The organism is Pseudomonas trivialis, assembly GCF_001439805.1.
Taxonomy (GTDB): domain Bacteria; phylum Pseudomonadota; class Gammaproteobacteria; order Pseudomonadales; family Pseudomonadaceae; genus Aquipseudomonas; species Aquipseudomonas trivialis.
In genome coordinates, this window is the sequence record NZ_JYLK01000013.1 from 39,856 (window position 1) to 53,999 (window position 14,144).

Sequence of the window (14,144 nt, forward strand, 5' to 3'; positions counted from 1 at the left end):
TGGAAGCTCAGTTCAAGCTTATCGCAGGGTCCTGTGATCGAGGGCGGCATAGAAGTTGGCGCTTTGTTGCAGGTACTTCTGGGTGTAGGCGCTGGTGCGGGATTTTGTGTGTGTGACTTCCACGCTGGCGGCCGCCGGCAAGGCAACAGTGGCGGAAACAGCAGACGCGGCGATGATGGAGAAGAGGTTCAAGTTCATGGCGGTAACCCTCGTGTTCGTTTGGTTGAATGGCCGGGGAAGGCCTTGGGACTCAACTTACGCCCGAGGGTTGAACCTTAGAAATGCTTTGAAACACTAGCCGCTATTAACAGCATTAATGGAACGGCTCAGGCCCCGCATTGCGGGGCCTGTGGCTTATTGAGGCAGCAGAAACTTAAGGTCGCTGGGCGCGTCAATCGCCAGTTTCTGCACGGTTTTACCCAGCAGGCCGGTCGCCGGGTTGCGTTCGACCACCACGATTTCATTGCTCTTCTGGTTGGCAATCAGCACGAACTTGCCGCTCGGGTCGAGGCTGAATTCGCGCGGATGGTCGCCTTCGACGGAACGCTTTTGAATCTGCTTGAGGTGCGCCGTCGCCGGGTCGATGCTGAACACCAGCAGCTCATTGGCCGTACCGCGATTGCTCACGTACAGGAACTTGCCGTCGTTGGAGGCATGCAGCGCGGCACCGGCCTTGTCGGTCACCGGCTGGCCGGTGGCGTAATCGAGCAATTGGGTCTGAGTGAGCTGGCCGTCCTGGTAATCGAACACCGCAATCTGGGCGCTCATCTCGGTGGTCAGCCAGGCATGCTTGCCGTCGGCGCTGAACAACAGATGACGCGGACCGCTGCCCGCCGGCAGTTGCACCGACGCCGGCTTGGCCGGGGTCAAAGGCTGTTCGTGATTGGCCTTGGGGTCGTAGCGGTAGACGAACACCTTGTCGGCCCCCAGGTCCTGCACGAACACGTACTTGCCATCGGGCGATGCCACCACCGAGTGCACATGGTTGGAGGCCTGGCGCTCAGGGTTCACGCCACTGGCCGGGTGCCCGCTCATTTGCACCGGTGCCGACAGCTTGCCACTGGCGTCCAGCGGCAGAATCGCCAGGCTGCCACCCGGGTCTTCCAGTACCGAGTAGTTGGCAACGAACAGATAGCGCCCGTCAGCCGCGATGCTGGAATGGGTCGGCTCGTTGCCCAGGCTCTGCACCTGGTTGATCAGGCTGAGCTGATGGTTCTGCGGGTCAATGCTGTAGCCGCTGACGCGCCCGACCGCGTCCTGCTGGCCCGGGCCATTTTCGTTGACCACGTAGAGACGCTTCTGGTCCCTGGAAAGGGTCAGCCAGGACGGATTGGCCGCCTTGGCCGCCAGCACCGGTTTACCGGTGAACTGGCCGGTGCGGCTGTCGAACTGCAGGCGGTAGATACCTTCGCTGCTGCCGGCGGTGTAGCTGCCCACCAGCAGGTCGTGGGTGTCGGCCGGTGCAGCCTGCACCGACATCGCACCGACACTGCCCGCCATCAGCAGCGGCCAGAATTTACGCATCATCATGCTCGTCGTCCTCTTCGTTATTGTTGCCGGTGATCGCACTCATGCAGATCAGGCGATGCTCGCCCGAGTCACCGGTCAGGGTCCAGCTTTGCAGGGTCTGGTCAAAGGTGGCCTGTTCGACCTGCTCCAGGCTGAACGTCCAGCGCTTTTCAGCACGGCCGTCCATGGCGGTGATCTGCAGCTTTTGCTCTGACAGCTCAAAGTCGAAGGCGTGCAACCCGTCGATCTCAAGCATGTCGGTGGTGGTGAGGACGGTGGCGAGGTTGTCGGCAGTCATTACGAATCGGTCATCTGAAAAGGAAGGTGCACATGATAGGCGAGTTTTACCGCCGGGAGGGTGGCGGTAGCCGGTTAACGCCTGCGCGGAGTCTCGAACCGTAACGTACACGGGTCCCCTTCTCCTTCGTAAGGCTTACCCGTGACCGACAACTTAGTGAAACTCGCTGTTCAGGCTCAGTTCTGCATGCGCCCGACCCTGCGCGCAGTGGTGGCGCAGATGCTCGCCGACACGCTCAGGGAAAAATACCCGCCGTTGACGCACCCCATCGCTCAACTGCGCCTGGCGCTGCCCCGCAGTGGCGGCGGACGCGACTTGAAGCCGCTGGTGGATGCGGCGCTTGAGTACATCGCAGCGCGCAGCTTGCCCGATTTGACGCGCCACGGTGGTCTTGACGTTTATTTAAGCGACGCCTCCGGTACGCGCCTGACCTTCGAGGCTGACGGGACGCACAGCTACGACCTGGACGTGGTCGAAGCGGTTATCCGCGAACTGCCGTTGTGGGTGAGCGTGGCCTTTCAGGACGCACTGGTGGCGTACTGGAACGCACCCAGCGACGCTGGCGGCAGCCGCTGGCAATGGTTTGCCGGTCTGTTGCAGGGCCAGTTGCGCGCAGAGGCGATCCGCCAGCTGGGTGGCGATGGGCAAGCATTGCAATGCGTCACGCGCCTGGCCGATTACCCCGCGCGCGAAACCCGCAGCCGGCGCTCCGGGCCAGAACGGTCGCTGCATGCGTACAGTGTGGAAACCCGGCTGGTGCAGGGCCAAACCCGAGTCACGCGACAATCGAGCGATATTCTCCTGGTCGATGACAAGCAGGTGTGGCTGTGCAGTCTGTCGGGACGCATCGAAGCCTACAGCAGCCTCGACGCGTTTGGCGAAGCCTGGGGCCAGCGCATGGCGCAACAGTTCATCGCCGACAGCATCACGTGGCAACTCTACGAGCCCGACGGCAATATTTTTGAAGTGCAGGCTGCGCTGGTGCTCAATGCCCAACTGGATGATCTCGCCGCCGTAGACCTGACCACCGCGACCACGCCGGACCACTTGCACACACTGTTCGAATCAATCACCGACCCGGCCGCACAGCTGAACCCGGCGCCTGCCGTGCCGCGCCAAACCCTGCTCAGAATCGAAGCCGCCCTACCCGACTGGCTTGAGCAGGCCTCACCCGACTTACGCTTCGCCTATCGCCGCTGCCTGCTCGAACAAGCCAGCGCCAGGCGGCTGGATGATGGAAAAACCTGGCTGGACGGGCTGGACGATATTCGCACTTATGCCTGCCGCCATTTGGACAACCAGATGTGCCTGGCGCGCAACGCGTGGCTGACGGGTGAACGCACGTGCGACACGGACGACCCGAAATACCACGCCGACAAGCTGGAGCTGACCTTTGCCGTGCCGGTCGGCACGCTCAGCGGTGGTTATATCGAGCCGGTGCACATGAATCTGGTCGACCTGGCCCTGAAAAACCTGTCGGGCTCACCCAAAGGTTCCATGACATTGCGTGATAGCGATGGGCAAGCCATTGAAGCGTGGTTGACGCCAGACTATGTAAAGCAGCTGGTTCAGCGAGTGGATATCGGCCTGAACTACCCGAACTATATGCGCGAGCAATTGCTCGCTGACAGTGCTGATGCGCGGCAACGAAAGCGCCTGTTCATTGCCCAGCGCCCGCTACGGTTGAAAAGCCAGGCGTTGGAGCATGCGATCAGACGTGAAGCGGGCCTCACGGCAACGGGAGCCGATTATGTGGCGGCCGTGGTCGCTTCCAGCCACGCCGAACGTTACGTTGATAACGTCGAAATCGTCATGCGCCCGTTGGCTTTCCAGCGCAAACCCGGTGCCCTGGCGGATGTAGTGCACCATATGTTCATCATTGAGCCGCTTAACGGACAAGTCGGGCCGCACCTGCTGTATCGCCCGGCTTATCGGCAGTCATTGCTGCAATTCACCCGCCGCGCGCAGCTGCTCGCGGCCATCGCCGAACCAGGCGATCTGCAGGACAGCGTGCTGGCGTGGCTGGACGACCGCGCCAGGCCCATTTACAGCAACGGCGGTTTCAATGAGCCCCATTACGTGCGGATCGGCGGTATCGGTTCGGAATTCGATCCACTGCCCGCCGTGCCGAAACCGGCAACGCTGGCCGGCCCTGATGATCAGTGCAACGACGAGCTTGCGCAGTCGCTGAGCAACGGCCAATTGATGGAATATCTTTTTACCAGCGAGGTGCGCCAGTTACTGGCGCAGGCTGATCGCGAGTCGAACTCCAATGCCGAAAGCCGTTGGGCGCTGATCCTCGAGGGCGCGCAGTTGGGCTTCGATACCTTGCTGATGCTGGCGCGTGGCCCTGCGGCGGTGGTCGGCTGGTTCGTGCAACTGGTGCAGAGCCTGGCCCAGGACCTGCCAGCCCTGGTCAGCGACGACCCGACTGCCCGCGAACTGGCGCAGATCGATTTACTGCTTAACACGGCCATGGTGCTGGTGCATCAGGCCACGGCATCACCGGTGCCAGATCCCCCCCTTATGGACCACCTGGCGCTCGCCCGGCTGCCCCTGCGGCGAACGCCAGGTCCGGCAATAACCGCACCGCCCACAATCAGGCGCGGGGCGGTCGGCCTTCCCGCCGAACCGCCAGGTGGCGGCCGCACCCTGCTCGATTTTGACCACTCACTGGCCGGCGACAGTGCCTCGGCACGGATGCTGCAAAAACTGCTGGCCTTTAAAGTGGCCTGGCCCGATCCGTTGCCCGCGCCCGTCGAGATCGGCGCGTTCAAGGGGTTGTACAACATCGACGGCGCCTGGCATGCAACGATTGGCGGGCTGTTCCTGCGGGTAAACATCGTTGCGGGATTCGGCGAAGTGTTCATCGTCCCCCCCGACAAACCCACACACCCCGGCATCAAGCTGGCAACCGACGGCAAGGGCCATTGGACGCTCGACCGTGGCTTGAAGCTGCTCGGCGGCGGCCCCAAGCGACTGGCCGCGTTGCGCGAGACAAACCGCAATGCGCTGCAGGATCTTTCTGTACGCATGCATTCGCTTCAAGAGCAAAACACACTGGCGCAACGCGAGGTCAATGCATCCTTTGAACGGATGAGTGCCGCCCGCAGCGACATGGCCAGACAATCCGAGAAATTGGGACTGGTGTGGAAGCTTCTGAACAGCGTCGATACGACTCAGAGGCCCGCGTTGCAAGCACGACTTCAGCTCGAGATCGAAGGCTACTCAAGGCTGCGCACACAGTTTTTGATATTGCTGGAGACTCTGCAGGAACGGGTGGATGCCCTGCAGCCCATGCAATTGGAATGGGTCCAGGTGGGCGACGGGCTGCAAAAACTGGCGGCCGCGCGCGCGCTTCTGCAGGACGTGACAACGGCTCTGCGCTCGATCTGGCTTAAACAGTACGGGATTCTAATGTTTCACCGATACCGGCTCGGAACCCTGAGTTCGACTCCCCGTGGCGAGCCCCTCTCGGATTTGATCGAACGCATGTACCGCGAAAAGCGTCAGGGCGACCCGACGGCGTACAACGAGTTTGTCGCCATGGCCATCGAGCTGGCCGACATCAAGCAGGCTATGGCAAAAGTGGCCGGGGCGATGGAGACCACCCTCGATCAGCTGGAGCGGTTTTCCGTGGACAGGCGCCGGGCACGCGAATCGCTGCTGGCAGAGGTCAACCATCCCCAGCATCTTTCCCCCGAAAATCTCAAGCTCGAAGCCATGATCACGCTGTCATGGATTGCGATTGAACCGCCGGACCCTGGCCATTTCAGCTCACCGCAGGAGGAGCTGTATATGACACAGTTGGCCAGCGCGGAAATCCCCCAGGCAGTGCAATCGCATATTGAGGTACGCAGTAGCGCCGACTATCCCCTTGAGGACCAGCGCCGAGTCTACGAAACGGTGCTGGCTGTGTATAACCGCTACAAAAATTCGCTCAATGTATTCAAGACCATCAGTCCTGATCGCCTGCATCCCTCGTCAGAACGCTTTGAGCAAGAACTGCGCACTGCTCGTGAACTCGCCGAGAACGATCTCGAGGCGGTGGTATGCCGCCATGAAGCCATGGAGTGCCAGCATCCGCCAGCTGAAAACCTGCGCCCCAAGACAGCGACAAAACGGGTGTTCAAGACCAATAAACAGCGTTACTTCATCGGCGATCTCAAACCCGCGCAGAGCACTACCGGCACCTCGAGCATCGTCATCACCGATACGTTAACCGGCGCCGCCATTGCAACCTATGACGAGCAAGCGGGCGGCTGGGTGCACAGTGGCGAGAAACCGGCGGCAAACCCGGAGCCGGCCCCTGCAGCGAGGTCACTGGCCACGCTCAAGAGCCAGGGTCAAGCATTGATCAGGCAACGCGAGGGCATCGAGCGGGTCGTCAACAGCCAGCGCGACAAACTGCAATCGCCGCTGACTCGACAGGACGTGAACCCGGCGGACTGGGATGAACTGCTCAGCGGGCAAGCTGCAAAGCTCAACGACATTGCCGACGAGGTCGCCCGCGAACATGCCACCCATGCTGCGGCGCAGGACCTGATCGATGACTTGCGGGCCAATGCGCGCGACATGAACCGTCTGGCGCAAAGTGTCACCAGTGCAGGATACAAACAACAATGGCCAAGCCTGCAAGGCATCGAATATTTATGGCGCCATAAAGAGATCGATATCAATCTGGTCAGCCCGGCGGACCCGCAGCGTCCTACCTTGCGCGGTGATTTTTTTACCGAATACGCGGTGTATGACAAAACCCGAAAGCCCCCAGTGGTGTTGTGGTACGCGCACTTTCATTACGCGACCGCCGACGCTGCGCCTGCGGCTTACACCCGAGCTCATTTGAAACTGCCGGAGCAACGTAAATTCACGCAAAGGGACCTGCTCAAACAGCATGTGCAAATCCACCTGCACGCTCAGCAGGGAGCCGGTGCCGAACCCTTGGGGAAGATCCTCTACGTGCTGATCAGGCCGCCCCAGGACCAACTGTTCCTGGCCATAGCGCCACCCATCTCAGGCTGAAAGCGTAACGGGCTACCGCACTGACGCGACCCGGCGCCTTACCTTTACGGGGGCACATTTGCCCCTGTAAAGGACCCCCCATGACTCCCCCCGATTGCCCCACCACCGTGCAGCCACTGCGCCAGGCGATACACGCGCAGTTTCTGACGCGACCGACCTTGCGCTCGGTCACCACGCAGTTGCTTGAACAACTGATCATCGAAAAAACGGCGCCTCTCAATACACCGACCGACGCGCTGTATATCGCGCTCCCGAACAAACCGGGCGGCTATGACGTCACGCTTCTGGTCGACGAGGTGCTGGATTACCTGGCCGGCGGCAAAGCGCCCGATCTGAACACCGGCATCGATGGGCGCGTTGCACATCTGGTCGACGCCAGCAAGCGCAAGGTTACCTACGCCAACGTGGGCGACTCACCTGCCGCGACATGGCCGAGCATGTCGACGCTCAACGACGTGATTCGCGAGCTGCCCGGCCTTGTGCCCATCGTTTTTCAGGAAGCGCTGACCGCCTACTGGAATGCCACCGGTTCGGCCGACAACAGCCGCTGGCAATGGCTGGGTGATCGGTGTGCGGACACGTTGCGCGTGGCCGCGATCAGCCAAGGCGCACTGGCCCCGGCGACAGCCAACATCCTGACCGAGCGGGTAGACCATCCTGACCGCACGGGGCTCATCGCGGTCAGTCGGTCGCGCGTGTATGTCCTCGAGTCGAAGCTCACCAAGGGTGAGGTGTCGTCCACATTGTTGTCACCCGACCTGCTGGTGACACAGGATCAACAGGTGCTGCATTGCCGGTTGTCGGGCTTGATCGAGCAATACGCGTCGATGGAGGATTTCGTTCAGGCCTGGCAACGCGAACTGAGGCTGCAATTCGACGTGGACGACATCAAGCTCAAACGCTATGAGCCCTCCGGCAATGTCTTTGATTTACAAGCCTCGCTGGTGCTCAATCAACAACTGGACGACCTGGCGGCAATCGAACTGCCGGCGCGCATGCGCCGAGCTGAGCTTGAGGCGCTGTTTGCACAAGTCACCGACCCCGCCAGCTGGTTTCAGAACGCGCCACGCGCCGATCCGGCTGTGCTGCAACGCGTGCGATCAGCGTTGCCGGTCTGGCTGCGCAATGCCCCACCCGCCGCGCAACTGGCCTATCGCAAGCACAGCCTGGAGCTGGCCAGGGTGCGTCAGGCCAGTGCAGGCAAATCCTGGTCCCACGGTATCGAATCCCTGCGCACGTTCGCCGCCAACCAACTGCACCGGCAAATGCTGCTGGACCAGCCCCGGGCGCCAGGCTATCAACCCGATGAGCTGGAACTGACCTTTCATGTGACAGCAGGCGACCTGGGCAGCGGCTATATCGAAACGCAAACGATGAGCCTGACCGACCTGGCCTTGCGGAATCTGAGCGCCAAGCCAAAGGGCCGAATGAGCATCGGGCATATCGGCGGTCAACTGATACAGCACTGGACGACGCCCGAGTACCTGCTGGATCTGGTCAGCCGTGTGGACATCGGCAAAACCTACCCGCAATTGCTCAAGGACAGGTTACTGAGCAGCAGCGCCGACGCCAGCGAGCGCCAACGGCTATTCGGTAACGAGCTGACGGTAATGCTCGCGCTCGATGCGCTGGAACTGGCCATCAAAGGCGAGCGCGGTTTTACCACGCTGGGCTATCAATTCATTGTGGCGCTGGTGCAAGCCGCGCCGGTGGAGCAAATAGTCGGCGAAGACAGCATTGTGATCAGGCCACTGGCACTGCGCAGAAAAGCCGACGCCGAACCGGACGAGGTGCAGAACATGTTCGTCATCGAACGCGCCGATAGCCGCCGCGGTCCACACCTGCTCTACCGGCCACTGTACGCGCAGTCGTTGCACCAATATGCGGACCACGCGGCGCTGCTGGCGGCCATTGCCGCACCCGGTGAAATTCAGGACAGCGTCCTGGCATGGCTGCCGGACAGCGCTCGACCGATCTATGCCCACGGTGGCTTTCGCGAGCCGCACATTGTGCATTTTTCGCCCCTGGACCCGTTCGGCCTGCCCGACATCCCCAAGCCTGCGACTCTGGCCACGCAGGCCAGCGATGACGAACTGGTGCAGTCGCTGCATGGCGGCCAACTGATGCGGGACCTGTTTGGCCGCAACGCGCGCACGCTGGTCGAACTGGCCGACCGCCAGACGGTGTCCAACGCCGAAAGCCGCTGGGCCATTGTGCTGGAAGGTGGTTGGCTGCTGTTCAATACCCTGCTGGCGCTACCGCTGAGCCCGCCGCTGATGCTGGTGGGCTGGATGGTGTCGCTGACCGCCAGCCTGGCGCAGGATATTCCGGAACTGCTGGGGCCGGATGACGGGGCGCGTGAGCGGGCTATGGTCGATGTGCTGCTGAACATCGCTTTGGTGCTGTTGCACGGTGCGCCCTATTCCGACGCGACTGGCGGCCCCTCGTGCTCCCGGCTGGCGCTTGACCCGGTGCGTCGAACTTCAAGCCAACCGTTAGCGACGTTGCCCCCGCTGGACAACGGCCCGATTGCGCTGCCCTCCGAGCCCCCCGGCGGCGGTGGCGCACGGGTCGACTTCGACAAGTCATTGGCGCGGGATGCTGCTGTGGCGCGCCTGCTCGAACAGCTCAAGTCCGTGCGCATCGATTGGCCAAAAGCACCGCTTACGCCAGTGGAGACCGGTGCTTTCAAAGGGCTGTTCAAGATCGCGGGCAAATGGCATGCCTCGGTCGCAGGCCTGCTGTTCCGGGTGAATATCGTGCCGGGCTTCGGTGAAGTCTTCATCATTCACCCGCAAAAACCTGATCATCCGGGAATCAAGTTACGCAGCGACGCAAAGGGGCACTGGACCCTGGATCGCGGTCTCAAGCTGGAGGGCGGCGGACCGAAGAAGCGGATTGCCGACTACCGACAGGCACTCGAGAACAGGACGGCGCCGCTGCTGGCCCGCAAGGCAGAGATTGGCACAGCCGTGGATCAACTTCTTGCCACTCACGGGCAGGCGCTCAACAAGGTCCAGCAAACCCGCGCCGAATTCACGTCGAGCCGGGCACAGCTGATAACGGCATGGGAGCGGATGCAAACGTCTGCCGCTCCGAGGACGTCGGATGTGCAGTTGCACCACTTCTGGCAGGAAAAAGCCCGTGCAGCCCAAGTCGCTTTTGACGTGGCGCTGGCTGTCATGCAGCGCAACATCAACACATTACTGCCCTTGCAACGCACGCTGCTCGACAGCTTTAACGAAATTCGCGCGGTGAACTCCGCGCCACTGTATGAAGAGCAACAACTTGGCGTGATGAATACCTTGTCCCAGGTACACTTTTCAGTGCGCGACCTGTTGCACGAGCGCCTCAAGGACGTAACGATCACCGCTCAAGGTGAGCATCTGGATGCGCTCACGTCACGCGCCATGGACGCGTTGTCACGCGATCAAACCAGCGTTTACGAAACATTTATCGCGCAAAAGAAACGCGAAGAAGCGTACAGCCAGGCGCTGATCGAATGTACGCAGCGCATAGAAACGCTATGGGACGAAATGGCGCGGCTCTCACCGGCAGGCAGCGCGCGAAGCGACACGCTGCACCGCGAAGTCATTACCTCAGAGCTGTTCTACGCCGCCAACTACAAAATCAAGCTATTGAGCACCGAAGTGGAGTTGGCCCTCGACCGCAGTGGCCCGGCGCCTGACCAGAGTGAGGCATTGCTGCTGCAACACCTCAACGGCACGCCTTTTTATTCGGTGTTGATCGCCCATCTGCAGATGCGCATCATGCGAGGCTTCACCCTGCAGGAAGAAATTTCAGTCTACGAAAACGTCATCCAGCGCTACGAAGGCCAGGCCTTCGCCATGCGCTCGTTGCATGAACTGGGCTCAAGCACATTGCGCCAACCCTACCCGGAGACATTTCTGGCGTGTCTGGCCGAAGCGCGCGCCATTGCTGAACAGGATCTGGCCACGGCCATCCACGCCCTCGAAGGCACCCAAGTGCCGGTGCCCAAGACGCTGCCACTTCAGAACAAACCCGCCAGCAAACGCGTGTTCAAGACACGCAGGTACGGCACGCTGGTCGGTGACATGCGCCCGCAAACGAGTACCTCGGGCGACGCGATCATCGACCTTCACGACCCTCAAACCGGGGCCATCAGCAGCACGTTTCATGAACATCCCAGGGAAAACATCTACGTTGAAATGGTCAAGGCACCGCCCGCTGCAAAGCCGCCCGCCGCACGCCCGGCCAGCGCGGCCATCAAGGCCGGTAACCGCCTCATACAGGAGCGCCTGAACAGAGAACGTTTGATTGAGCGTGAAGTGCGCCAGTTGAATGATCCGGTATTACGCGAAGAGAAAAACCCGCAGGAATGGTTCACGCTGCTGGAGCAACTGGCGGATGAGCTGGGTACCATCATCACTGAGCTGGAGTACGTGAGACCGGTTACCGAACCGGTCACTGCCGCCCTCAAACGCTTTGGCGCCGAAGCCCTGCACTTGCGCAACGCCGCGCAACGCTACCGTGACGAGGGTTATAAACGCCAGGCACCGACGCCCGATAAGGTGTTTACGCTGTGGCGCGACGGTGAGCTCGATATTCAGTTGACCAAGGCGCGGGAAACGACCAGTGCTCAGGACTTTCTCACCGAATATGCGATCCGTGACAAGGCCACCAATAAGGTGCTGTGGTACGCACACTTTCACTATGCGAAAAAAACCGACGCTGACCTGGTCTATGTGGCCGCACACTTGAAACGTGCGGACCAGCGATACGTGGGGCTCAAGGCACAGCTGCAACAAGCCGGAAACAACCAGGCCGTGGTGCGCATCTGGCGCAGCAGAATCTCGCAGGAGATGGCAAGGAAATTGTTCTTTTATTCAGCGTGAACAGGCCTGCGGGAGGGGGTGTGCTCCCTCCCGCAGTTGTTTTTTGTGCGCCGTTGAACCTCAGTGAGCGAACAACGAATTGCCCTTCTTGCCCGCCAGCTTCTCGGGTTTGATCAGGAACCGCGCCAGCGCCGGCAACAGCCACAGCGCGCCGAACATGTTCCAGAGCAACATGAAGGTGAGCATCAGGCCCATGTCGGCCTGGAACTTGATCGCCGAGAAGATCCAGGTGCACACGCCGATCGCCAGGCACAGGCCGGTGAACAGCACGGCTTTACCCGTGGACTTCAGGGTCTGGTAATAGGCCTCCTGCAGCGGCAGACCGGCGCGCAGAAAGCTTTCCAGACGGCTGTAGATGTAAATGCCGTAGTCCACGCCGATCCCCACACCCAGCGCCACCACCGGCAGGGTCGCGACCTTGACGCCGATGCCCATGAACGCCATCAGCGCGTTGCCCAGCACCGAGGTCAGCACCAGCGGCAGCACGATGCACAGGGTTGCGGCCCAGGAGCGGAACGTGATCATGCACATGGTCGCGACGCACAAATACACCAGAATCAGAATGGTCAGTTCCGACTCCTTGATGACCTCGTTGGTGGCGGCTTCGATCCCGGCGTTACCGGCGGCGAGGATGAATTCCAGGCCGTCTCTGTTGTTTTCTTTGGCGAAGTCCTGCACCGCATGCACCGCACGGTCGAGGGTCTCGGCCTTGTGGTCGTTGAGGAACACCAGCACCGGCGCCAGCGAGCAATTGTTGTTGTACAGGCCATCAGCGCGGGCGATGGAGTTGTTCAGCACGTCGGGGTTGCGCGACAGGGTTTCCCACTTGAGGTTGCCCTCGTTCATGCCCTTGATCATCTGTTTGGACACGGTCACCAGCGAGATCGCCGACTGCACGCCGTCGGTGTTCTGCATCTTCCACATCAACTGATCGATAGGCGCCATGGCTTCGTAGCGCGAACAGCCTTCGGCCTTGGTTTTGACCATCACTACCAGCACGTCGGAGCTGGTGGAGTAGTTGCTGATGATGAAGTTGTTGTCCTTGTTGTAGCGCGAGTCCGGGCGCAGCTCCGGTGCGCCCTGGTCCAGATCGCCGATCTTGAGGTTCTGGCTGTACCAGAGGCCGCCGCCAAAGGCGACCAGCGCCAGCAGAATCGAGACCGGTGCGACCCTGGCGCTGGCAAATTTGGACAGCAGGCGCCAGAACGGGTGTTCGCGGTTCGCGTCTTTTTTGCTTTTGGCGACGGCGCGCTTGCTGATGCCTACGTAGGAAATCGCCACGGGCAGCAGGATCAGGTTGGTGAACACGATCACCGCCACGCCGATGGAGGCGCCGATGGCCAGTTCACGGATCACGCCGATGTCGATGATCAGCAAGGTAATGAAGCCCACCGCATCGGCGAGGATCGCGATCATGCCCGGCAGGAACAGTTGGCGGAAGGTACGCCGCGCGGCAGTCAGCGCGTTGTCGGCCTCGCTGGACTGCAGGGCGATGCCGTTGATTTTCTGTACGCCGTGGGAAATACCGATGGCGAAGATCAGGAACGGCACCAGCATCGAATACGGGTCGAGCCCGAAGCCGAAAAAGTGCATCAGGCCCAGTTGCCACACCACCGCCACCAGGGTGGTACTCAATACCGCGATGGTGCTGCGCAGGCAGTTGGTGAACCACAACAGCAGGACCAGCGTAATGACGAACGCGATGCCGAAGAACAGCACCACCATCACCAGGCCGTCGATCAGGTCGCCGACCTTCTTGGCAAAGCCCACGATGTGGATCTTGACGTTGGGGTTCTGCGCTTCGAACTTGTCGCGGATCTTGTCTTCGAGTTCATGGGAGAACTTGCGATAGTCCAGGGCCAGCAACTTGCCCTGATCCTGTGGGTCCGGGTAAGACTCCAGCAATGGGATATCGACGATGCTCGACTTGAAGTCGTTCGCCACCAGACGCCCGACCTGGCCGGACTTGAGCACGTTATTGCGCAGCTGATCGAGGCTGGCCGGCGAGCCGTTGTAGCTCTGCGGAATCACTTCACCGCCGGCAAAGCCCTCTTCGGTAACTTCGGTCCAGCGCACGCTGGGGCTCCACAGCGACTTGAGGCCCGAGCGATCAACACCGGAAATGTAGAACACTTCGTCGTTGATCTGGCGCAGGGTTTCCATGTAGTCCTGGGTGAAGATGTCGCCATCTTTGGCCTCCACCGAGATGCGCACCGTGTTGCCGAGGTTGGCCAGGTCATTGCGGTGTTCCATCATCTTTTCGATGAAGGGGTGCTTGAGCGGGATCATTTTTTCAAAGCTGGTGGACGGGCGAATCAGGGTCGCCTGCCAGAACAGGAAAATGCTCACCAGCAGGCAGATCACGATGACTGCCGGGCGGTTGTTGAAGATCAGGCGTTCAAGGAAGGTCGCTTTATCGTTGTGATGACTGCTCATGC

At 60.9% G+C, this 14,144-nt stretch carries 6 protein-coding genes; 2 read left to right on the forward strand and 4 right to left on the reverse strand.

Features of this window, described 5'->3' with window-relative positions; translation table 11 throughout:
- Positions 1-18: 18 nt before the first annotated feature.
- The 3 genes from TU79_RS18240 to TU79_RS18250 all read right to left on the reverse strand — a co-directional run bounded on the left by TU79_RS18240 (position 19) and on the right by TU79_RS18250 (position 1,807).
- The gene (locus tag TU79_RS18240; RefSeq protein WP_057009294.1) at positions 19-198 is read right to left on the reverse strand and encodes a hypothetical protein; all 180 of its coding nucleotides are present in this window, start codon (positions 196-198) and stop codon (positions 19-21) included.
- Positions 199-354: 156 nt separating this feature from the next.
- Positions 355-1,530, reverse strand: coding sequence for a lactonase family protein (locus TU79_RS18245; RefSeq protein WP_057009295.1), 1,176 nt, complete (start codon positions 1,528-1,530; stop codon positions 355-357).
- A complete protein-coding gene (locus TU79_RS18250; RefSeq protein WP_057009296.1) occupies positions 1,517-1,807 on the reverse strand; it encodes a DUF5629 family protein in 291 nt (96 codons plus the stop codon). Before TU79_RS18250 ends, TU79_RS18245 begins: the two co-directional genes overlap by 14 nt.
- Before the next feature lie 141 nt (positions 1,808-1,948).
- Between TU79_RS18250 and TU79_RS18255 the strand changes: the two genes are divergently transcribed.
- Entirely contained in the window at positions 1,949-6,829 is a 4,881-nt protein-coding gene (locus tag TU79_RS18255; protein WP_057009297.1) for a hypothetical protein, read from the forward strand.
- Positions 6,830-6,909: 80 nt separating this feature from the next.
- On the forward strand, positions 6,910-11,706 hold the full coding sequence (locus TU79_RS18260) for a dermonecrotic toxin domain-containing protein (protein WP_057009298.1): 4,797 nt from the start codon (positions 6,910-6,912) through the stop codon (positions 11,704-11,706).
- Positions 11,707-11,766: 60 nt separating this feature from the next.
- On the opposite strand, the gene TU79_RS18265 is transcribed toward TU79_RS18260, so the two are convergent.
- A complete protein-coding gene (locus TU79_RS18265) occupies positions 11,767-14,142 on the reverse strand; it encodes an efflux RND transporter permease subunit (protein WP_057009299.1) in 2,376 nt (791 codons plus the stop codon).
- Between the last annotated feature and the right edge of the window lie 2 nt (positions 14,143-14,144).

Excerpts from the sequence above, each read along its gene's own strand:
- TU79_RS18240 (WP_057009294.1), bottom strand. The coding sequence starts at position 198 with ATGAACTTGAACCTCTTCTCCATCATCGCCGCGTCTGCTGTTTCCGCC.
- TU79_RS18245 (WP_057009295.1), bottom strand. The coding sequence starts at position 1,530 with ATGATGATGCGTAAATTCTGGCCGCTGCTGATGGCGGGCAGTGTCGGT.
- TU79_RS18250 (WP_057009296.1), bottom strand. The coding sequence starts at position 1,807 with ATGACTGCCGACAACCTCGCCACCGTCCTCACCACCACCGACATGCTT.
- TU79_RS18260 (WP_057009298.1), top strand. The coding sequence starts at position 6,910 with ATGACTCCCCCCGATTGCCCCACCACCGTGCAGCCACTGCGCCAGGCG.
- TU79_RS18265 (WP_057009299.1), bottom strand. The coding sequence starts at position 14,142 with ATGAGCAGTCATCACAACGATAAAGCGACCTTCCTTGAACGCCTGATC.